Origin of the sequence: Spirosoma foliorum, assembly GCF_014117325.1 — a bacterium.
Taxonomy (GTDB): domain Bacteria; phylum Bacteroidota; class Bacteroidia; order Cytophagales; family Spirosomataceae; genus Spirosoma; species Spirosoma foliorum.
On sequence record NZ_CP059732.1, the window covers coordinates 6,780,481 to 6,803,121 of the forward strand.

Consider the following 22,641-nt stretch of genomic DNA (forward strand, 5'->3'; position numbering starts at 1 on the left):
GTTCCCTTATAATAAGGTGGGGCTGGCACGCAAGCCTTTACGTTGTAGTCCCACCTTAATGCACTAAATTTGTAGGAAAAACGGTCGGTAGTCAATACTAAACGATAAGACTTACTGGTATTGACTGACGACTACTGACCAAAAAGAAATGATTAATCTCATAGCTAAATTTTTCGGGACCAAATCGCAACGGGACATCAAAGAATTACTCCCTTATGTCGAAAAGGTGAATGCCGAATTTGCCCGATTAAAAGACCTCTCTAATGATGAGTTACGTCAGGTCTCAGCGTCGCTCAAAGCTCAAATTGCTGATGAGTTAGCCGATATTGACAACCAGCTTGCTGAGTTGAGTGAACAGGCTAGTCATCCAGACGTAGACGTCAACGAAAAAGAGCGTATCTTTAATCAAATTGATAAACTCGAAGCTGATCGGAATACCGAGTTAGAGCGCGTACTCCTCGATATTTTGCCCCGAGCCTTCGCTGTCGTGAAAGAAACAGCTCGCCGGTTTACCAAAAATGAACAGCTAACGGTAACAGCGACAGATTCTGACCGCGAATTGGCTACCCGTAAAAAGCATATAACCATTGATGGTGAGCAGGCTCATTGGGCCAATCGCTGGGATGCGGCTGGTACGCCCGTGAAATGGGACATGGTCCATTACAATGTTCAGATCATTGGGGGCGTTGTTTTGCACCAAGGCAAGATTGCCGAAATGGCTACTGGTGAAGGGAAAACGCTTGTGGCTACTTTCCCTGCCTTTTTGAATGCCCTCGCGGGTCGTGGAGTACACATTGTAACAGTCAACGATTATCTGGCCAAGCGTGACTCCGAGTGGATGGCTCCTTTGTTCGAGTTTCATGGTCTTCGAGTCGATTGTATTGACAAGCACCAGCCTAACTCTGAGCAGCGCAAAAACGCTTACCTTGCCGATATTACCTACGGCACCAATAATGAATTTGGCTTTGACTATCTGCGCGATAATATGGCCCGGGAGCCAAGTGAACTGGTTCAACGGAAACACCATTATGCCATGGTCGATGAGGTTGACTCCGTTTTAATTGACGACGCTCGTACGCCGTTAATTATCAGCGGTCCTGTACCTCGTGGCGATGAGCAGGATTATATTGAATTAAAACCCCGTGTATCCCGTGTAGTTGAGGCTCAACGTAAATTAGTATACGATTACCTCAACGATGCCAAAAAGAAGATTGCGGCAGGGGATGAAAAAGAAGGTGGCCTGTCTTTGTTCCGCGCGCATCGTGGTTTACCCAAGCACAAGCCTCTGATTAAGTTTCTGTCAGAAACCGGAAACAAAGCCCTTCTTCAAAAAACGGAATCAATTTACCTGGCTGAGAACCAGAAATTGATGCCTGAAGCCGATGCTCCTCTCTATTTCACCATCGACGAACGGCACAATAGCATCGACCTGACGGAAAAAGGAATTGACTACATCACGGGTTCGGGCGAAGATCCTAATTTCTTTATCCTCCCCGATTTATCGATTGACCTCAATGTCATCGATAAAGACGGTGAATTTTCGGAGCAGGAAAAAATCCTTCATAAAGAAGCCGTTATTCGTGACTACGCCGTTAAAACGCAACGTATTAATACCGTCAACCAGTTACTGAAAGCGTACACGCTGTTCGAGAAAGACACGGAATACGTTATTATGGATGGTAAGGTAAAAATCGTTGATGAACAAACGGGCCGGATTATGGAAGGTCGTCGTTGGTCGGATGGATTGCACCAGGCGGTTGAAGCGAAGGAAAACGTGAAGGTTGAAGATGCCACACAGACCTACGCTACCGTTACGCTTCAGAATTACTTCCGGATGTATCACAAGCGGGCTGGTATGACCGGTACGGCTGAAACGGAAGCTTCTGAATTCTGGCAGATTTATAAAATGGACGTTGTTGTTATTCCAACGAACCGCGCCATTAGTCGGGCCGATGAAGAAGACAAAGTTTATCGCTCAGTTCGTGAAAAATACAACGCAGTGGTGGATGAAATCGCCAGTCTCGTTGAGAAAGGACGACCCGTACTGGTTGGTACAACATCGGTTGAAAACTCCGAATTGCTGAGCCGGTTCCTGACCATGCGTAAAATACAGCACCAGGTTCTGAACGCGAAGTATCACCAGCGCGAAGCCGAAATTGTTGCCTCAGCAGGTTTCCCGGGCACTGTTACGATTGCTACTAACATGGCCGGTCGTGGTACAGATATTAAGCTAACGCCAGAGTCGCGCGCAGCGGGTGGTTTGGCTATCATCGGTACAGAACGTCATGAATCTCGTCGGGTTGACCGGCAGTTACGTGGTCGGGCTGGTCGTCAGGGCGACCCAGGAACATCGCAGTTTTTCGTCTCGCTTGAAGATAGCCTGATGCGTTTGTTCGGTTCAGAGCGGATCGCTAAAGTGATGGACCGAATGGGACTTGAAGAGGGTGAGGTTATTCAGCACTCCATGATCACAAAATCGATTGAACGAGCCCAGAAGAAAGTCGAAGAAAATAACTTCGGCATTCGGAAGCGACTACTCGAATACGATGACGTGATGAACTATCAGCGTGAAGCGATCTACAAACGCCGTCGGAATGCGTTGTTTGGTGATCGTTTGCCACTCGATATTGCCAACACCATGTATGATGTGGTGGAAGAAACGGTCAATAATTCGGAAGGGAATTACGAAGAAGTGAAGCTCCAGCTTCTGACGACTTTAGGTCTTTCATCTGAATTAACTGCCGAAGCATTTGGTCGGATGAAGAAACCAGATCAGATCCGGCACTTATACAACGAAGCCGAAGCTAATTATCAAGCTAAAAATCAGGCGATTGCTGAGAAAGCGCTACCTGTTTTAACTCAGGTTCTGAACGAGCAAGGTCACCAGATCAAAAACATTGTTGTGCCTTTCTCGGATGGCATGCATGAGTTAACGGTGGTTTCTGATCTGCAAAAGGCCGTTGAAAGCGGTGGCCGTGAAATCGTGACGGAAATGGAGAAAGCTGTCACTCTGTCTGTTATTGACCAGGAGTGGAAGGAGCACCTTCGCGAGATGGATGATCTGAAGCAATCGGTACAGAATGCTGTGTTTGAGCAGAAAGACCCCTTGCTGGTGTACAAATTTGAGTCGGTGGAGCTATTTAAACGCTTCCTGAACAAAGTCAATTTTGACACCATCAACTTCCTGACGAAAGCTGATATCCCCGCTCAGGAAGCACAGGAAATAGAACAGGAAATTCGGCAGGCTCCAGCGCAACGTCGTCCGCAGCCACAACCGAAGCTCCAGACTAATATTGACGATTTCGACGATGATCATCTGGCCACTGGCCCCGAAGAATACGCCCGTCGAATGGCCGAGAATGATGCAATGGGCGCTGGGGCTCCACCCATGCCTCGACAAGCTCCAGTACGAGTGGCCAAACAGGACCGTAACGCTCGTGTCAACGTGCAATACGCAGATGGTTCAGTAAAAAAAGATGTTAAGTTCAAAACAGTGGAAAACGATGTCCTGAGCGGTAAAGCCATGATAATCGATTAGGACGCAGATCAATAGTTGTTAAAACGCCCTCTGGATGGTAAATTCGGAGGGCGTTTTTATGTATTACGCGCTGTACTATTCATCTTATTAAGCCGTTATCAAGGCAGCATGCGCCACATCTTTTTTGCTCTGTTTTTAGTCGGGCTTTCGTTCTTTTCACCCGCGGCCGACCCCATCCGTCTTCGCCCAGAACCAATACCTTTCACGCCGAAAGAATTTTACATTGCTGAAGTTACCGATCAACGTAGCGAACAAGGTCCCATTGCTCGGTTGGCATTAGTCCTCAATCAGCCTATACAATCCGTTGATTTAGAGAAAGGAGTAGCCGCCAGTTTTCAGCAGTTTATCAATCAGGGCCTGAAACAAAATAAGAAACTCCGCCCGATTGCGATGCGTATCCGTCAGTGTCGGGTAAGCGAATCGGCAAAAGGAAATCGTGTAACAGGGCAATTTACATATGAGGTAGCGTTTGATTTAGTGGGGAAAGATGACTCAGGAACTGAGACAAGTACCCGCCTAACCGATTATCGGGGTAGTGCCAATTATACCCGCCCAATTGACCAAACAGCGGTAATTGAACAAACCATTCGTCAGGCCTTGACAGCTTCGTTAAAGAGCTTAAACGAGTACATGAATCGGGAAAGTGGCAGAAATGAGAAATTGGCTCGAAGCCTTAAAATCAACTTTATTGACGATACCCGAATTACTGACGACGATACCGTACACTATAATCCTGCCCGAAAACTAACCTGGGCCGATTTTCAGGCGGCTCCACGTAAAGGCAGTCACTATGCGGCTGAAGTCTTTACCAGTTTTTCTTACGAGGGAAAAAGTACGGTGAAAGACGGAGTCATTAATCTCAATCTGAAGGTGAAAGCGTACATGTTAAAAACCTCGTCCTGGGGACGATCTGATGCCCGAACAGCCTACGCACTGAACCATGAACAACGCCATTTTGACATTACAAAAATTATTGTTGAGCGATTTAAGCGCAAAATGAATGCTGACAGCCTGACTTTAGAAGATTATAATAGCATTGCACAGTATCAGTTTATCGAGTCATTCCGTGAACTGAATCGTATGCAGACTCAATACGACGATGAAACGAATCACAGTATTAATCAGGCAGCACAGGAACGCTGGAATCAGAAAATTGATGAAGAACTCCGTACTTTAGGCGTCATAAAGTGATGAAGCATTGTTAATGAAAAAAGTCCGCGTTCTGCATATTAGTACCGCCCATCAGCCGCAAGATCCACGGATAGTTTTCAAACAATGTCAGACACTCGCCGAACACTATGATGTGTTTTGCGCCTTACCTCATGCCGATTCAACCATCGCGCCCGCTATCCATTTTATCCGCCTGCCTTATTTTCGGCGGGTTATCTGGCGAATTCTAGTAACCTGTCCATTTATCCTTCTCCGATGTATTTGGCTACGACCGAAACTTGTGCACGTATACGTACCCGAGTTTTTGCCCTTTGCTTACATCTTTCGGCTTTTTGGGTCGCGGGTAATTTATGAGGTGCAGGAAAATCTGCACAAAAAGATGCACCTTAAAACCATCAATAAGGGTTTTTTATTGGCAAAGGCATTCGCCTGGTTCGATCAGCTAGCGCAAAAGCATTTCTATCTGATCTTTACCGAACACGCGTATCTGGAAACCTATACGAAACTGGCAAAGCCTCATGAAGTGATCTATAACTATCCCCTACTATCCTTTCTGGAGCCGTTCCGACAACCTTATAACCCAAGTTCGACCCAGCCAATATTTTTCTACATTGGCTGGCTTAGCTTCGAGCGGGCTTTCGATACTTTGGTCGAAGCGTTGGCACAATTGAAAAAAATTCACCCAAAATTCAGCGTGCACCTGTTTGGACAACGAACATTTACAGAGCGTGATTTAATTAAACTTCCTAATTATAGCGCCATCCAGCCAAATCTCCATTTTCACGGTTACACTGATCAACGAATTGCTTTTCCCTGTGCTACGGGGGCAACGGCTGGTTTGGCATTACTTAAGCCTGTAGGCGATTATCCTGATTCTTACACCACCAAGTTATTTGAGTACATGGCGCTTGGGTTACCCGTTATTACGTCCGACTTTGCACTTTACCTAGGCATTGTTGAACGGCATCAGTGCGGGTTTTGTGTGTCGCCTTCTGACCCAATTCAGATAGCCAATGCACTTGCTTATCTGGTGGATCACCCCAACGAAGCGAGAGCCATGGGAGAGCGAGGTTATAAAGCTGTATCACAATTTTACAACTGGACGAGCGAGGCCCAAAAGCTGCTTAATTTTTACGAATACATACTTTATTGAGCGCAATAGAGTTAACTAGTAGGACAAAAACAAGACATATTGAATAGTTTATGGTATTGTTCTAATGTCCAATGCTACGTTTTCCCGGAAGGATTTAACTTTAGACATTAATTAAGGGTTGTCTGAGTGGTAACCCAATTTATTTGGCCTGATGTACATTCACGCAGTAAGCCATTACCTACCAACGCAGGTAGTTGGCAACGAACATTTTACCCAGCTCAACGGTCTGTCTAGCGACTGGATTATCGAACGCACTGGAATTGTGGAGCGACGTAAAGCTGCTCCCGGAGAAAATACGAATACCATGACAATTGAAGTCGTTAAACGACTTCAGGAAAAGGCAGATCTCTCCACGATTGATTTGATTGTTGGTGGAACGTATACCCCTTACGATACCATTGTTTCTATTGCTCACGAGGCTCAACACTACCTCGGTATTGCTGATATCCCAACTATTTCCATTTCAACAGCCTGCTCATCGCTATTGAACGCAATTGAGGTAGTTGAAGGCTATTTTGCCTTAAATAAAGCAACACGCGCGTTAGTCATTGTATCGGAGCATAACACGCTTTACTATAACGAACAGGATACCATTTCCGGCCATTTATGGGGCGATGGGGCCGCTGCTTTGCTCATTACCAAAGAAAGGCAGAGTGACGATGATTTTGCCATTAAGGCCTTGCTGACAGGCGGAGCGGCTCATACGCCTAAAGCAACTACTGGCGTCATGATGAAACCTGCCGACGGTGGCGTAACGATGCCACACGGTCGCGATGTATTTATTAATGCCTGCCAATATATGCCTAAGGCCAGTCTGCAAGTACTCGAGCGTTGCGGATTAGGACTGGCAGATGTAGATTACATTTTGCCCCACCAGGCCAATCTGCGCATTTCGCGAAATGTCATGAATACGCTTGGTTTGCCCGAAGAGAAACTCATTTCCAACATTCAACGCTACGGCAATACGGGCTGTGCAGGCTGTGCAATTGCCCTTTCGGAGCAATGGGACACCTTTCAGAAAGGGCAGCGTATCATTATCACGGTATTCGGAGGGGGTTATTCCTACGGAGCTATGTTGGTAGAGGTTTAAAAGTTATAGGGTTATAAAGTTGAAGAGTTAGATAGTTGTGAGGAAATTCCAACTATCTAACTCTTCAACTTTATAACCCTATAACTTTATTTACTGCGCTTCCGCTCGCCAAACGTTGTTCTTTTCATTGACATCCGGCAATTGCTCGTCGGGGTCAAGAACAACCGATTTCAGGGGCGATGTTGAGTTATACTTAAACGTCCAGGAAGCACCCCGTTGCCATACTTCTATTGGCAAATTGATACGGCCTTTTTTTCCGTTGGTTTCCGTTACCTCAATTGTAACAGGCATAGCCATTTTTTCGAGGTTTTCAATCGAGATGAGTGAGCCTTTATCAGCGGCACCATCCACGTATTTCACCTCTTTCACACCCTGATCTAGTTTCCAGGTCTCGTAAAAGAAACCACGCCAGAACCAACCTAGATCTTCACCAGCGCCATCTTCAATACTTCGGAAGAAATCATAAGGAGTTGGATGCTTAAACGCCCAGCGATTCACGTAATTCCGGAAAGCAAAGTCGAAACGATTTGGCCCAAGAATTACATCTCGCAGCAGTTTCAACCCCATTCCTGGTTTATAATACGCCAGGATACCCAAGGCCCGAGGTTGCTGTACATCGGGAATCGTCATAATTGGCTCAGCGGGATAGAACAAAGCTGGTGCTAAATCATGCATGGTGCCTCGTTCCCGATTGTATTCGCCTTTGTTGAAATTGGCGGTTGAGAGCGTATTGATAAAGGTGTTGAAGCCTTCGTCCATCCACGGAAATTTACGCTCATTGTTACCCACAATCATCGGGAACCAGTTGTGGCCAAATTCGTGATCGGTTACGCCCCAAAGAGCGTCTTTCTTGTCTTTATGATCGCAGAAGATAATGCCAGGGTACTCCATGCCGCCTACAATACCGGCCACATTGGTTGCCACAGGATAGCTGAATTCGTACAGGTATTTCGAATAGAACTCAACACATCCTTTCACATACTCAGTAGAGCGATTCCATGAATCATTCGTCGCACTTTCGGCGGGGTAAACCGACTGCGCGAGGGCAGGTTTACCACTGGGTAGATTCATTTTAGCAGCATCCCACACAAAGCCTCGCGAAGAAGCCCACGCAACGTCGCGAGTATTTAGGCAACGAAACTTCCAGGTCAGGGTACCCGTTTTTTTCGGCCGGGTATCGGGATTATTCACTTCATCTTTGCCGCGAATAATGACAGTCTGATCACTTTTACGAGCTTGCTCCAGCCGTTTGATCTGCTCGGCCGTTAATACCTCTGTTGGATTTAGCAACTCGCCCGATCCCACCACAATATGGTTCCAGGGCGCCGTAATGCTATATTCATAATCGCCGTAATCGAGGTAAAACTCTCCAGCCCCTAAATAAGGAAGCACGTTCCAGCCCTCAATGTCGTCGTACACACACATGCGTGGATACCACTGAGCGATTTCGTAGATAATACCATCTTTACGAAGAAGCTGCCCCATCCGATCAGAGCCGTATTCGGGAATTTTAAAGCTGTAGGCAACTTTAACTTTCACGACATCACCCTTGGGTTTTACAGGATCGGCCAGACGTACCTGCATACGAGTATCTGTAATTTCGTAGGGCATTGCAACAAATTTGCCCTTTCCTTCATCGACGGTTACGCTCGAGATGGTTAATCCCCCCGAAAAGCCCTGATTGCCAAACCGGCCTCCTGAAACAGGGGTTGTTTTGGCTGCCCGTGATGTATCGCTAAACGCATTCTGGTCCAATTGAAGCCATAAGTAGGCTAACGTTTCGGGCGAATTATTTTTGTACGTTATCGTCACCTCACCCGTAATCGTATTCTTCTGGTCATCAAGCGTAACGTTGATCTGATAATCTGACCGATTCTGCCAATAATTCGGCCCAGGCGCTCCACTGCCGGTACGATAATCGTTTCCCGGTTGCATATTAAATAAAGGGTGGAAGAGCGCAAGCGGGTCATATTTCGATCCCGGCGTGGATGTCGACGAAGGTGACGTTTGGGCGAATGATGGTAAGCTTACCAACCACAATCCAGCCCAGAGAAGTATTCTTTTCATGAAGTTCTAGGTACGTAACAACTGTATTATTTATTACAAATAACGCGATAAAGCCCTAAAATCAGATGGCAGCTACAAAGACAGGCGCCAATTGATACCGTGGTGCACAAGTAGGAAAAGAAACAGGCCAATCCAGAGAATATCAACAAAATGCCAATAGAGCGTAATTAGCTTGATTTTTAGGAGATTTGGTGGGTTAACGCTGTAAACAAACGAGTCGATATAAGGTCGTCGAGCCAGCGCTTCGGCCAGCACAATGCCAAGAAAAATTACGCCAACCAGAATGTGAAGCAGATGAATTCCCGATATAATGTAAATAAATCCACCAGCCGGATTGCCCTCTAACCCGACTCCCGCAAGAATCAGCTCTCGCCACCCCCAACCTTGCAACAACATGAATAAAATGCCTAATCCAAGGGTTGTAGCCAGGTTGGTGCGGTAGTTTCCGAAACGTTCGTGCCGGAAGGCCAGCATGGCATTGTTGAGCGTAAAGCTGCTGAGCACAATAACACCCGTGCTGATTAGAAACACCATGGGCAACTTTATGTTAACCCAGCCAGAACCAGTCTGACGAATTACGTAAGTCACTAACAACATCGTGAAAACCGTCACGCTACTGGCAATGCCCAGCCAGACCATAAAGCGAAACGGCTCCCGCCGTTTGGTCACGAAGTTGCTCATCAAATTAGTTTACAGTATTTGGTTTACGGCTTTGGGACGGTAGTATAAACCGTAAACCAAATACTGTAAACTTTTCATAATTCTCCTTGCCAAACGCGGTAGGTTGAAAATTGGTTTGGGACAACAACAGGCCCATTAAAAATTCCGTACACAGTTGATCCTGACCCACTCATGCTAGCATATACAGCTCCAGCATCGTAGAGTTGCTGCTTTATTTGAGGCAAAACTGGGTACTTGGGAAACAGGCTATCTTCAAAATCATTGTGAACTGTATCACGCCAGGTATCTATAGGCAATTGCAACTGCTCCATCAATGACATTTCGGGATAGCGAGGTTTAATACCTCCATAAGCCTCAGCCGTAGAGATCGCCAGATTTGGGTAGACGAGCATAATATAATACCCTTTCAGATCAACCGGAATTTCCAAGAAAACATCACCTTTTTCAATACAGTAAAGCGGACGGTTCTGAATGAAAAAAGCGCAATCGCTGCCTAATAAGCGAGCATAATCCTCCAATTGAGAAACGCTTAGACCCAGCCCAAATTGTTCATTTAGCGATTTCAGGGCAAAGGCTGCATCGGCAGACCCACCACCTAGCCCAGCACCAATGGGCACCAGTTTATGTAGGTGCATCTGAACAGGCGGTAAATCAAAATCGGCTTTTAACAGATTATAAGCCTTAACGCAAAGATTGTTATGGGCATCTCCTGGAATGGGTAAACCGCTGCTACTGAAGCTGAATTCATTAGTTTGAATCGTTTCCAGCACATCACTCCAATTAACAGGATAAAAACACGATTGAAGGTTATGAAAACCATCGGGCCGCTTTTCAGTGATGCGCAAACCGAGGTTAATTTTACAGGAAGGGAATGTGATCAAGAATGATGAATGATGAATGATGAATGATAACTAATCTGAGACACCAGCGCTCCTCCAGAATGGCACCCCACCTAACTGGCATTTCAGTTACGCAAAATAAACGCTACGAAATAAAATATCATTCATCATTCATCATTCATCATTCCTACTTTATCGCTACCACTTTAAACTCCGTTCGGCGATTACGTTGGTGTTCCGCTTCGGTACAGATTACGCCATCGGTGCAGTTATTGACCAATTGCGACTCACCCATGCCAAGCGTGGCCATACGTCGACGGCTGATGCCCTTCGAGACTAAATAATTTGCCACGGCTTTTGCCCGTTGTAACGAGAGTGCTTTGTTATGCTCGGCCTCGCCCCGGCTGTCAGTATGCGACCGAATTTCGATAATCAGCGTTGGGTATTTACGCATCGTGGCCACGACTTTATCCAATTCGCGGGAAGCATCCGGGCGCAGGCTAGATTGGTCGAGGTCGTAATAAATGTTGTCAATTGTGACGACGTCTCCCACGCTCAGCATCTTCAAATCGGCCGACAGTTCTTTTGGTTTTGCCTTTTTAGGCAGTCGTTTTATTTTATTGGTATTTGTACCAAATTCAGGCTTTGAAGCGACCAGTGTGTAATCACAGCCTTCTTTAATATCAAATGAATACCGACCATCGGGGCCAGTTACGTATTCAAGCTGAGTTCGGTCGCATTCATTTCGAAGCCGAACCGTTACGCCTTCAATGGGGCGATGCGTTCGCTCACTGAGCACAACCCCTCGAACCCTTGACCGGGTTAACGTGACTGGCGTATTTACATTCTCAATCGGAATCGTATCCATCACAACCGTTGGCTTGATCAGGCCAATTTCGAGTCGGCTTGGTTGATCATCCGTTACGGCTCGGTTCGTGAAACCGACGGTACTGTTAATATAGCCATCCCGGCTGGCCTGGAATATAAAGTCATTCGTACCTTCCAGACAGATTCTTACGTACCCGTTCTGGTCGCTGGTTAGGGTCTGATTGGGGCGCCCTTCTGCTTTCGCTTTAACCAATACGTTAACACTATCCAGGGGCTGTTCTGTGTTCGTATCATACAGCCGAATAATCAGGTCACGGCAGCCGAAGAGGGAGCTTTCCCGAATAAACCGATAGATATCATCATTCCCATCACGCCGGTTACTACTAAAATAACCGCCACGACGATTAGCATCTGTAATTAAGCCAAAATCATCTTGCGGAGAGTTGATTGGCGCATTGAGGTGCTCAACCGATTGCACCGTAGTCCCTCGGCTTAAGGTGGCAAAAAATATATCTAAACCACCCAATCCTTTATGGCCATCCGTTGCAAAGTACAGGTTGCCGGCTTCGTCGGCGAATGGAAACAGCTCATTCCCCTTCGTATTAATAGTACTACCTAAATTAACAGGGCGACTCCATTTTCCATCCTGAAAACGAGAAACATAGAGGTCCGTTCCGCCGTAGCCACCGGGCATATCGGAGGCAAAATAGAGCAACGCATCATCGTGGCTCAAGGCTGGGTGGCCAACCGAGTATTCGTCGCTATTGAAAGGCAATTCGACAATATCTGTCCAGGCGCCATTTTGTTGAATAGCAGTATAGAGTTTGAGCTTGTTTACGCCTTCTGCGCTCTTATTGGCCCGGCCATTGTTGTAATTGTTACGGGTAAAAATAATTTGCGAACCATCCTGGGAGAACGTAGCTGGCCCTTCGTGGTATTTTGTGTTGAGCGTCCGGCTAAAGCGTTTCGACGCATTTTGAGGACTGGATTCATAGCCTAAACCGCCTGAGATATTAATGCCATCCCCGAAACTCGGTACTGTGGGTGAGTCATTGGCCGTCTGACGGCTATAGTTTTCGTTCTCACTACGCCGATCAGTTTTAGCCCGATCGTTCGAAGGCTTGCTGGTGCTGCCGTCTGCATTAATTATGCTGCTCACTTTCAAGTTATTCCGATCAGGAATATACAGCAGATCCAGATAGCCTGATCCACCACCACTGCCCGTCGTTTCAATAGCAGAACCGCCTTTTTTACCAGCCACATACACTAGCCCGTCCTGATAAAACGCCGGACTAAACTCCTCACCTGACGAATTAAAACCCAGGTACTCCAGTCGGTACTTTACGGCCTCTTTCCGGGTATTTGTTGACGAAGGGGCAGCAGGTGGATTTATGGGTTGGCGCGCGGGTTGTTTCGCTTTAAGTTGTTCATAACGTTCATATACTTTTTGTCCCTCCTGATATTTGCCATTGCCTACCAGGGTCTGGGCAAACTGTAGCATCAATTGCGGATTCTCATCAATACTATTGCCTAATGCTTCCCGAAAGTACCGTTCGGCTTTTTGTCCATCACCAACTTGTCGATAAGCCGTGGCGATTCGACCCTGGGCCATTACTTTCTGGGCAGGCGTTAGTTGATCAGCCTGCTCGTTTAATAGTTGTGAGTACGCTTCAATGGCTCGTCCATACGCTTTATAATTGAGCAAGCGGTCCGCCTGCTGCAATAATGAATCTACCTGTGCCCAAGCTGTTGCACAGCTTAGCCACAGAAATCCGCCCAAAATCCACGTTATCCAATTCTTACTCATTGGTGTCTTACTTAGACCCTACGATCAACCGCTCTACCCCCATTCGGCAAACGAATTTGACCTCAAATCATTGCTAAAAAACTTATCTGGCCAACGTCAGGAAGCGGACAAACTCTCGCCCGTCGCTAAGCCTAATTTGATAGTAATAGGTACCGTCCGGAAGGCCCTGCTTTGCATCAGTAGTTTTTATACCCTGATTTGCAGTCCCGTCCCAATCATTTGCATAGTTTAAATTTTGATAAACCAGGTTGCCCCAGCGATTGTAAATGTCTAATTGAACTGTTACACCGGCAGGCACTCGTTGAATAACAAACCGATCGTTAATACCATCTCCATTCGGAGAAAAACCTTCCGGAATAAATACTGTCTCCGTTTCTTCAGACTGTAGGGAGTGTAAAACAACTACCGTCGGCTCGTCATTATCGGCAGGATTACCATTTTGGTCTGGGTCTGCCTCAACACCATTCGTCGAACGATCCCGACAAAGTCCTCCATTGCTATCCACAGCCTGAATACTGGCTATATTACTAAATGTGAGGGTGCTAGCCTGACTTACATCCAATCGCACGGTTAACAATACGCGAGCGTGTCCACCAACGGGCAGGCTGCCATTGCTAATTAATGTTGTATCGGCACCACGTCCGGTATAGGCGGCATTGACGATTAAGCCGTTATCGGCCTGGACGTTTATTGACTGGATTTTTGCGCCTAGGCTGGTGAAAGCAACGTCCAGATTATCGACCACCTGAATCTGCTTAAGTTCGTTTTGTCCCATATTAGCCACTACGAGCTGATAGGTAAGTTCGACCAGGCGGTCTTTTCCATTAACCACCCAGACTGGTTCGCCCACTTTTTTGCTCAGCCCAACAATTTCTCGTGATGGAGCCTTAACGGTTTGCTGAACAGAAGCACTCGTACAGGGACCAGTACCATCAGGATCTGCAACAGAAAGTGTAAATGTTGTTGTACCACGCTGACGATCTGATTCGGATAACAAATAACGAGCACTTAAGCCTGTATTGGTAAATAATCCGCCACCCTCATTTTGCCAGATTGGCGACGTTGCCGAACCACTCAATTGTGCTTTGAGTTGAACAACGCCTTTTGTCCAGTCGAGCGAATCGAGTTGAATAGCTACTGCGGCCGGATTGCTCAAACAAGGTGGAATGGCGTTCTGACAAGGTGTAATGCTTACCGTAATAGCGGTTGGCTCGGTATAGCAACCATCCGTATTTCGTCCGAAAATATAATAAGTTCCAGCAACTACTGCCCCCGGCGATTGAACCGCGAGAGCCGCAATAGAAGGTCCCGTTTTAAATTCATACCGAAGACCCGAAACGTTTCCAGCCGTGATAGCTTTCGAGAGGTCAGCCGTTTGAAAAGGACATTTATTGGTCAATGTTGTCAGTAAATTCAGCTTCTGTTCGATTGACTGCACCGTCACCGACACTGCTTGAGAGCTATCACTGCGGCACGAACCAACCTGACACAATGCTTTGTAATTAATTGTTGTTGAAGGATTTACAGTTCGAAAAGGTCCCTCAACTCCATCCATCCAACGAACGATACCCACGCAGCCCGATGCCCTCAACTGAACAACTTGCCCAGCGCAAACTTCCTGCTTATCAGCGGTAATAACGGGCGCATTGGGTATAGCAACTTGTACTGAAACGGGAATAGATGGGTTGCTGGTGCAGTTATTTTGCTCGCAGGTAGCCCGAAATGTAGTTGTCTCAAGAAGATTTCCTTTCCAAACAGCACCCGTATCCTGTTCACTTCCGTCCTGATTTATCCACCGTACGGTTCCTTTACAATTCGAAGCGGTTAGCGTAACGGACTCGTTAGGGCATATAAGTTTCGACGAAGCTGTAACTGTTGGGGCAGCAGGCGTATTAACGGTCACTTTCCAGACGTCGGCGAAGCAGCTAATACAACCTGGTTTAGCCCGGCAGATAGCAGTATACTTGGTGGTTTGCTGGGGTTTTATCGTAATCGTATTGCCCGTATCACCATTCGACCAGATGACGGTACCTGTGCAGCCGGTTGCGGTTAGCACAACGGACTCATTCCGGCAAATAAATTTAGCTGATCCCGTAATGACCGGTGGGTCGGGATGCTGACATGTATCGGCCAATGGATAGGTTATCGCCATGACGTTTGGCACTGCCATCAGCCATAGGACCACCCAACCATAACTTCCAATAATTTTTTTTAGTAGCTGTTTCCTCATCAATTCATGTCGCTTAGCAGGCTTTAAGACGAATTTCATGCCAAGCCTTTTGGCAGTACAGAATATCTACTAATTGGGACATTTAAGCTACTCTTGCCATTGTTTTACCAACAAACTATCATTTTATCGTATATCAACGACAGGGAACCCTATTCCTCATAAACCATGCCAAGGTTAGGTATTTATTACAGTAACTACGTATATAATTGAGCAGGCAACTCTGGTTGTTATAAGACCATTCTGCAGAAAGAATATTTCTTACCTAGACTCTACCTTAATGGTATAAAGTTGGTCGATGCTATCAGGGAGTTCGTGCTTATTGTGTGTAACGAAAAGAATGGTTTTATCAACGAAGCTGTCGATAAGTTTCCGAGCTAGTAAAATATGCGACGAATCGATTGCCTGAAAGGGTTCATCCAGTAACAAGACGGGAGCATTTTTTAAAAAAGCCCGGATCAGCAAAATCAAGCGTTGCTCCCCGGCCGATAATGTACCAAATGGGCAATTGATAAGATGCGACAGCCCGAAATAGGTTAGCAAATTACTTAAATCAGTCTCGGTTTCAGTCGATACTTTATTGGGCGGGGTTAGCGTATCCGTCAATCCTGTTAACGCCACCTGCCGGACCGATAAACCCTGCGGGAAATACAAATGCAATTCGGGAGAAACAAAACCAATCCGACGCTTGACATCCCAGATACTCTCACCCGATTTACCACGTCGATGGCCAAAAACGCTCACATCATTGGCATACGCCTGCGGATGATCACCATAAAGCAAACTTAGCAAAACCGATTTGCCAGCCCCATTTTGGCCAAACAATGCCCAGCGTTCGCCCGTCCGTACGGCCCAATTCAGCCCGTTTAAAATGATGGTATCACCATAGCGAACGGTTACATTATTGAGTCGAAAAGCCTCCTGAAAATCAGCTACGGGCGCCTTTGTATGCAAAACAGGTGGCGTGGCATCGGGTAAATCTGGCGCAACAGGGCGATAATTTTCTTTAGGGCCTGCCCACTGCATCTGGCCATTTTTTAATTCAGCAGTATGCGTAATAAACGATGGAATATCATCTGGCTCTGTTACCAGAACAAGCGTTAGCCCATGCGTCGTGAGTTCGTCTAGCCACTGCGTTAGCTCCGCCCGAAAACCGGCATCTAAGCCCACAAAAGGATTATCGAGTAACAAAACTGACGGGTGCTTTAGAAGAGCTTTCCCAATACGGGCTTTCCGGGTCTGACCGTTGGATAGTTTAATAAATGCCCGGTCTAAAATAGGTGTCAGGCCTAATCGATCAACTAGTGCCAGCGATTCTGGTGAGTCCGTCAACTGCAAAAAGCTGCGAAGCGTTGGTATTGACTGATAAGCAGGATCATCGCTTTCCGGACTATCGCTCATGGTGGCCTGATAACGCTGCTGGTAGAAATAGCCACTATACGAAAACTTGCTGGATTCTTCTTTAAAAGAAACAAATTCAGTTGATACCCGCCGGGACAAAGTAGCTGGCCCAGCATGGAATTGACCCGAAAGCGCTTGCAGAAAAGCTGTCTTTCCACTACCAGTGGGGCCAATTACAGCCCAGCATTCACCTGAATGCAGTTGAAACGTGAGTTCTTGTACTAATGTCCGGCCACTTCTCTGGACGGTCAACTTATTTAGGGTAATTAGTGGAATCTGTTCAGACATAAAAAACGGGGCCATACCCTGCAAAGGTATAGCCCCGGTCCCATTTATTTGAGCTAGATTTTTATCGTTGCCCCTATTCCCTTGGAGGAATCGTAGTAGCAGGTGTCGTGGTCGTTGGAGTTGTTGTCGTAGTTGACGACTTACTTCTTGTCCGACGACTATTATTTCCTGTCGAGCCATTATTAGCCCGGTCGGTTGTGATATCCGTCGTTGTCGACGAGTTTGTTGTCCCGCTATTCATCGTCGGTGTTCCTGTGCCATACGTCGATGTTGGCTGATTATTGATCCCCGTTTGCGGTTGGGTACTGGTATTAACCGCAGGATTCGTGTTTATATCCGATGATGTATTGGTGCTGGTTGCAGGTGGCTGCGTTTGAATCGTACTAGGATTCGTTGTTGTTGGCATCGACGGATTTACGGTTGATGGTGGTTGCGTTTGGTTTACGCCCGTACCCATGTTCGTGTTCGTCCGTGGGCTAGTTGAGTACACACCTGTAGTACCAGTTGCACCTGCATTGGTCGACGTATTCGTTGTTTGTGCGTTTGCACCGAAGGCTATGCCAGCTACTAGCATACACCCCATTATCATTTTCTTTTTCATCGTTGAGTTTTGACTTGTTATTCTACTATACAACTATACTAATAGCAGATTGTTTTTCTATTTTTACTTTTAGTGTAAAATTTTCGAATTATTTTCAGCTACAAACATCTCGTCCTACGCGACTTGCTTGAAACAAAACCCTTAAAAAGCAGAAGTCGTAAGCAATGCGTTGCTTACGACTTCTGAAAAAGAAATTAGTATTTACAGCGAATGCTTACAACGTACCCTTTTTCATTTCTTTCACGGCGAAATCTGCAGCGCGGGCAGTTAGGGCCATATAAGTAAGCGATGGGTTTACGCAAGACGCGGATGTCATACAGGCTCCGTCGGTATTAAAGACGTTCTTCACTGAGTGAATCTGGTTGTGAGCGTTCAGTACCGACGTTTTTGGATCACGACCCATACGGGCAGTACCCATTTCGTGGATACCAATACCGGGGTGTTTCGATTCGTCGTTGTAAGGCGTTACATTTTTCAGACCGGCTGCCTCAAGCATTTCAGCGGCATCGTTCATCATGTCGATCCGCATTTTCCGCTCGTTTTCGCCATAGGCTGCATCGAATACGATCAATGGTAGACCCCATTTGTCTTTTTGATCGGGCGAAAGGGTCATACGGTTATTTGGGTCGGCAATCATTTCGCCAAAACCACCGATGCTCATCGTCCAGGGACCAGGTGTTGTCAGGCTGTCTTTGAAATCAGCGCCAAAGCCATCTGTGCCATTACCACGGCCCCAGCCACCACGACCAGCACCACCCTGATAACCGAATCCACGAACGTAATCGCGCTTATCATTGCCCCAGTTCCGGTAACGAGGAATATAGACCCCATTGGCCCGGCGACCATAGTAGTATTGATCTTCCATGCCGTCAAACGTTCCGGCAGCACCTACAGCAAGGTGGTGATCCATAATGTTCCGGCCAAGCTGATCGGATTCATTGCCCATTCCATTTGGGAAACGGTGCGACTTAGAGTTCATCAGAATTGACGTGCTGGCAAATGCCGACGCGTTCAGGAAGATAATCCGGGCATAATATTCCCGAACTTCTTTCGTATTCTGGTCAATAACCCGAACACCCGTAGCTTTTCCTTTTTCTCGTCGTACAATACTTCCGACACAATTGAATCGGGGCGAAGGGTTAGCTTACCCGTTTTCATGGCTGCTGGCAACGTTGCCGCCTGCGTACTGAAGTAGCCTCCGTATGGGCAACCACGCATACACTGGTTACGGAACTGGCAAGCCGCCCGACCCAGATCATAGTGTTGTTTCGTAGGTGCGGTTAAGTGAGCAGTACGTCCCATCGTCACATGGCGACTAGGGAATGCTTTTTCAATGCGTTTTTTCGCTTCTTTCTCCAGGCAGTTCATCTGCATGGCAGGCAGGAAGTTTCCGTCTGGCAGAACGTCCAGGCCATCTTTGTTACCCGAGATACCCGCAAATGTTTCAACTTTTGTGTACCAGGGAGCCAGGTCTTCGTAACGAATAGGCCAGTCTACACCGATCCCTTCTTTACCATTCGCCATGAAGTCTTCTTTGTTCCAGCGATAGCTTTGACGTCCCCACATCAGCGACCGACCACCTACGTGATAGCCCCGGATCCAGTCAACTTTACGTTTTTCGAGGTAAGGGTTTTCTTTATCGTTCTCAAAATGGTGCCGCCACTCTTCATTGGCTGTATAACCCGTACGCATATTGGCCCAATACTCTTCGGCAGCCATTGTTGTAATACGACCTCGGTGTGGGAAATCCCAGGGGTTATTGGTTGCTGTTACGTACCCTTCGATATGTTTAATATCACGGCCCCGCTCCAGCATCAGTACTTTCAATCCTTTTTCGGTAAGTTCTTTAGCAGCCCAGCCACCTGAAATACCCGACCCAACGACAATAGCGTCGTAGGTCATATCTTTTTTAGCGTCTATATTGAGGTTCATTCTGTGAGAAAAGTTTTACAGTTATACAGTCATAAAGTTGAAGAGTCAAAGAGTTCTTTCAGCAGCAACCCTATAACTACATAACTATACGACTCTACAACTTTTTAGATGGCCCACGCCTTCTGGCCGGGTTTGAGGGTAACGCAACCGTCGTAACGGCCCGGAACGGCTACATATTCGAGTGCTTGCGTGCAGCCGATTTCAGAGGTAAAATAACCCGTTAAGGTCAGGTCTTTCAACACAGAGAAAAACGGCGTGTATTTCTTTTTCGCATCGGGCATTTGTAGATCGGCCTGAGAACCTTCTACTTTAGCAGCAGCTTTAGCACCTGCCATTTTAGCACGTTGATCCTTATCGTCGGCCTGGAGTTTCTTCACAATCTCAATACGCTGCGTTGGATCGAGTTGTACAAACGCTTTTCCGTAGGCATCCTGGCTCAATTTATTGGTCAGCGCCAGACCTTCCAGGAAGCGTTGCTGATCATCTGCTTTGTAGCAGTCTTTCAGCAAAATATCAATCACTTCGTTCACCTTAGCCGCTTTGGCACCAGGTGTTTTCGTGGTTGGAATAATCGTATCGGCGAGTTCAGCTACGGTCGCATCCTGATCGGCCGTAAAGAAAACCGGCTGGCCTGTCAGGGAACGTCGGGCAGCCGAGGCTTCCAGCGTATCGGCCAAAGCGGGCAACGTCATTGTTGCACCGGCCAACGCTGCCACCCGCATGAGGGCGTCTCTTCTGTTCATAGGTTTAAAGCAAAATTAGACTTTCAAATAGAACGATATAAGGAACTACAAATGTATAACAATCGGAGAATGGATTGACTAATTTGGAGACGCAGTTTTAGTAGAACAGCTGTTAATTAGAATAATACTAAACAGGCGATTTAAAATCGAATTACTGATTCCAAACCGCCTGTATATGAATAAAATAGCTTACAATAACCGCTTGCTACGAATATACTGATTACACCAGTTTCAATTCCTGAACAGCCAGCCAGCTCATCAAACCAGCTCCTGTTTCCAGCGCCGATTCGTCGATGTCAAACGTTGGAGTATGAACGCCCGAGATAATGCCGCGCTCTTCGTTACGGGTTCCAAGTCGGTAGAAACAGGAGTCTACCACCTGCGAGTAGAAAGCGAAATCTTCACCGGCCATCCACAAATCAAGGTCAATTACGTTTTCGGCTCCCATATACTCGACTGCCTGCGACCGAACGCGCCGGGTTAGTTCAGGGTGATTTTTCAGGTATGGATAACCGTGCACAATCGTAAATTCGCAGGAACCACCCATCGCTTCGGCAATACCTGTGGCCAGTTTAACCATCCGTTTTTTACCCTCTGCACGCCATTCTTCATTCATGCACCGGAAGGTCCCCTGAATAGTTACTTCATTGGGAATCACGTTCGTAACCCCATCGGCAATGAATCGACCAAACGACAGAACCGATGGACTTGCAGGTGGGCAATTTCGACTGATAATTTGCTGAAGCGCTACAATGATATGCGACGCAATCAGGACGGGATCAATAAGATTATCCGGCATGGCAGCATGACCACCTTTACCCCGAACGGTCATGTATATCTCATCGGTACTGGCCATGTACATGCCTTCGCGGAAACCGATTTTACCCACCGGAATACTGGGGGCAACGTGCTGACCAAGCATGCTGGCTGGCGTCGGATTTTCCAGAACACCTTCTTTAATCATGAGCGAAGCGCCACCGGGTGCTTTCTCTTCGCCGGGTTGAAACACCAGCTTTACCGTTCCATCGAACTGATCGCGAAGTACATGCAAAATACGGGCGACTCCCAGCAAACTAGCGGTATGTACATCATGACCACAAGCATGCATGACTCCATCGACGGTCGATTTATACGGAACATCGTTAGCTTCATGAATAGGCAACGCATCCATATCCGCCCGAAGTGCAACTACGCGCGAACCAGCCGAATGGCTATTTCGACCTTCAATAATGGCTACCAACCCTGTATCAGCCACGCCTTCCTGCGGGGTTATACCAATCGCTTTTAGTTGATCGGCGACAAACCGAGCTGTGTTTTGCTCCTGAAACGAGAGTTCGGGATGAGCATGTAAATGTCGGCGGGTCTTAATTAGATCGGCCGCATATTGATGAGCGAGAGATTTTATGGAGTCAAGCATAAGAGTCTGGGCCAAGCAGGAGCTTGGCCCGTTAAATTTATCACAGGCCAAGCAGGAACTTGGCCCAGACATTACTGTGCTGTTATAAATTGATAATCATTAATAACCGTAAGCAGAAACTCCCGGTTTCCGATTTCACTACGAATTCCAGTCACTTCTTTCACTTTATTAGCCGTACGCATCAATGTGTCTTCGTCGCCTACTCGAACGATGTTGCGCACAACATTTATATCACGATCCGAAAGTAATCGAACGTCGGGAAACTGGACGATATAGTTTTCGACAAAGGGCTGTATAATAACATCGTCGAGGGTTACGGCGGGTTTAAGCCGAACAACCGTCGTCCCAGCCGCAATGTCGCCTAATCGCTGCCCTCTTCCATTAGCTGCCACCGTAATAATCGGCACGATTCCTCCCAGAAAAGCGATGGATTCGATAATCCGTAACAGCCAGCGAATGAGGTAAGCCCCCAAACCAGGTGGCGAGCCATCGAGCATAACCACCCGGATTTTCATCGCGATTTTGCCAAGACTCCGGCCGTTGAGCAACCATTCGCTAGCCAAATCGTAGACGATTACAGGAAAAAAGACCAAAATGGTATAGAAACTGTTGACTCGAAAACCCATCGAATTTGGTAGCGCAAACGTCAGTAGAATCCAACCAAAAATGATGACATAATCAATTACTGCCGCTATAATTCGTTCACCAATACTAGCGGGTTCGTATTCGAGCAGAACGTTCTGAGAAGTGCGGATTGCAACAGCCATGCTAAAAGTCAAAAGTCATTGGTCAAAAGTCGTTAGTAAGCGTGGCTCGTCAAAAAAAAATTGCAGAAAACTAAGTCCAACTTGGTTACATT

At 46.8% G+C, this 22,641-nt stretch carries 14 protein-coding genes and 1 pseudogene; 4 read left to right on the top strand and 11 right to left on the bottom strand.

Annotation, left to right across the window (positions count from 1 at the left end; all coding sequences use genetic code 11):
• Positions 1–148 precede the first annotated feature (148 nt).
• From secA to H3H32_RS28565, 4 genes are all read left to right on the top strand, one after another.
• Positions 149–3,538: a preprotein translocase subunit SecA gene (gene secA, locus H3H32_RS28550; RefSeq protein ID WP_182459135.1), complete on the top strand. Its 3,390-nt coding sequence runs from the start codon at positions 149–151 to the stop codon at positions 3,536–3,538.
• A gap of 108 nt (positions 3,539–3,646) precedes the next feature.
• Positions 3,647–4,729: a hypothetical protein gene (locus H3H32_RS28555; protein WP_182459136.1), complete on the top strand. Its 1,083-nt coding sequence runs from the start codon at positions 3,647–3,649 to the stop codon at positions 4,727–4,729.
• A 13-nt stretch (positions 4,730–4,742) separates the two neighbouring features.
• Positions 4,743–5,861, top strand: coding sequence for a glycosyltransferase (locus H3H32_RS28560; RefSeq protein WP_182459137.1), 1,119 nt, complete (start codon positions 4,743–4,745; stop codon positions 5,859–5,861).
• A gap of 151 nt (positions 5,862–6,012) precedes the next feature.
• Positions 6,013–6,951 (top strand): 3-oxoacyl-ACP synthase III family protein, encoded by a 939-nt coding sequence (locus H3H32_RS28565; protein ID WP_182459138.1) that lies wholly within the window; start codon positions 6,013–6,015, stop codon positions 6,949–6,951.
• Positions 6,952–7,041: 90 nt separating this feature from the next.
• Here the strand turns inward: H3H32_RS28565 and H3H32_RS28570 are convergent, their stop codons facing one another.
• The 11 genes and pseudogenes from H3H32_RS28570 to H3H32_RS28620 all read right to left on the bottom strand — a co-directional run bounded on the left by H3H32_RS28570 (position 7,042) and on the right by H3H32_RS28620 (position 22,549).
• Positions 7,042–9,018 (bottom strand): M1 family metallopeptidase, encoded by a 1,977-nt coding sequence (locus H3H32_RS28570; protein ID WP_182459139.1) that lies wholly within the window; start codon positions 9,016–9,018, stop codon positions 7,042–7,044.
• A 72-nt stretch (positions 9,019–9,090) separates the two neighbouring features.
• Positions 9,091–9,699, bottom strand: a complete 609-nt coding sequence (locus H3H32_RS28575; protein WP_182459140.1) for a cytochrome c oxidase subunit 3 — start codon at positions 9,697–9,699, stop codon at positions 9,091–9,093.
• Positions 9,700–9,773: 74 nt separating this feature from the next.
• Entirely contained in the window at positions 9,774–10,580 is an 807-nt protein-coding gene (ispE, locus tag H3H32_RS28580) for a 4-(cytidine 5'-diphospho)-2-C-methyl-D-erythritol kinase (protein ID WP_182459141.1), read from the bottom strand.
• A 145-nt stretch (positions 10,581–10,725) separates the two neighbouring features.
• Positions 10,726–13,173 carry an OmpA family protein gene (locus tag H3H32_RS28585; protein ID WP_182459142.1) on the bottom strand — a complete coding sequence of 816 codons (2,448 nt, stop codon included), beginning with the start codon at positions 13,171–13,173 and terminating at the stop codon, positions 10,726–10,728.
• 82 nt (positions 13,174–13,255) lie between these two features.
• Complete coding sequence (locus tag H3H32_RS28590) at positions 13,256–15,325, bottom strand: T9SS type B sorting domain-containing protein (RefSeq protein ID WP_240543518.1); 2,070 nt, start codon at positions 15,323–15,325, stop codon at positions 13,256–13,258.
• A 336-nt stretch (positions 15,326–15,661) separates the two neighbouring features.
• Positions 15,662–17,104 (bottom strand): ATP-binding cassette domain-containing protein, encoded by a 1,443-nt coding sequence (locus tag H3H32_RS28595; RefSeq protein WP_240543519.1) that lies wholly within the window; start codon positions 17,102–17,104, stop codon positions 15,662–15,664.
• Between the two features lie 58 nt (positions 17,105–17,162).
• A complete protein-coding gene (locus tag H3H32_RS28600; RefSeq protein ID WP_182459144.1) occupies positions 17,163–17,690 on the bottom strand; it encodes a hypothetical protein in 528 nt (175 codons plus the stop codon).
• Positions 17,691–17,904: 214 nt separating this feature from the next.
• Positions 17,905–19,622: pseudogene (locus H3H32_RS28605) on the bottom strand (GMC oxidoreductase).
• A gap of 104 nt (positions 19,623–19,726) precedes the next feature.
• Positions 19,727–20,365 (bottom strand): gluconate 2-dehydrogenase subunit 3 family protein, encoded by a 639-nt coding sequence (locus tag H3H32_RS28610; protein WP_240543520.1) that lies wholly within the window; start codon positions 20,363–20,365, stop codon positions 19,727–19,729.
• Positions 20,366–20,585: 220 nt separating this feature from the next.
• Positions 20,586–21,782 (bottom strand): M20 metallopeptidase family protein, encoded by a 1,197-nt coding sequence (locus H3H32_RS28615; protein ID WP_182459145.1) that lies wholly within the window; start codon positions 21,780–21,782, stop codon positions 20,586–20,588.
• Positions 21,783–21,853: 71 nt separating this feature from the next.
• Positions 21,854–22,549: an RDD family protein gene (locus H3H32_RS28620; protein WP_182459146.1), complete on the bottom strand. Its 696-nt coding sequence runs from the start codon at positions 22,547–22,549 to the stop codon at positions 21,854–21,856.
• Positions 22,550–22,641 lie beyond the last annotated feature (92 nt).

Coding starts and splice junctions, on each gene's coding strand:
- secA (WP_182459135.1), top strand. CDS start 149: ATGATTAATCTCATAGCTAAATTTTTCGGGACCAAATCGCAACGGGAC.
- H3H32_RS28555 (WP_182459136.1), top strand. CDS start 3,647: ATGCGCCACATCTTTTTTGCTCTGTTTTTAGTCGGGCTTTCGTTCTTT.
- H3H32_RS28560 (WP_182459137.1), top strand. CDS start 4,743: ATGAAAAAAGTCCGCGTTCTGCATATTAGTACCGCCCATCAGCCGCAA.
- H3H32_RS28565 (WP_182459138.1), top strand. CDS start 6,013: ATGTACATTCACGCAGTAAGCCATTACCTACCAACGCAGGTAGTTGGC.
- H3H32_RS28570 (WP_182459139.1), bottom strand. CDS start 9,018: ATGAAAAGAATACTTCTCTGGGCTGGATTGTGGTTGGTAAGCTTACCA.
- H3H32_RS28575 (WP_182459140.1), bottom strand. CDS start 9,699: ATGAGCAACTTCGTGACCAAACGGCGGGAGCCGTTTCGCTTTATGGTC.
- H3H32_RS28585 (WP_182459142.1), bottom strand. CDS start 13,173: ATGAGTAAGAATTGGATAACGTGGATTTTGGGCGGATTTCTGTGGCTA.
- H3H32_RS28590 (WP_240543518.1), bottom strand. CDS start 15,325: ATGGCGATAACCTATCCATTGGCCGATACATGTCAGCATCCCGACCCA.
- H3H32_RS28595 (WP_240543519.1), bottom strand. CDS start 17,104: ATGGCCCCGTTTTTTATGTCTGAACAGATTCCACTAATTACCCTAAAT.
- H3H32_RS28600 (WP_182459144.1), bottom strand. CDS start 17,690: ATGAAAAAGAAAATGATAATGGGGTGTATGCTAGTAGCTGGCATAGCC.
- H3H32_RS28610 (WP_240543520.1), bottom strand. CDS start 20,365: ATGAACAGAAGAGACGCCCTCATGCGGGTGGCAGCGTTGGCCGGTGCA.
- H3H32_RS28615 (WP_182459145.1), bottom strand. CDS start 21,782: ATGCTTGACTCCATAAAATCTCTCGCTCATCAATATGCGGCCGATCTA.
- H3H32_RS28620 (WP_182459146.1), bottom strand. CDS start 22,549: ATGGCTGTTGCAATCCGCACTTCTCAGAACGTTCTGCTCGAATACGAA.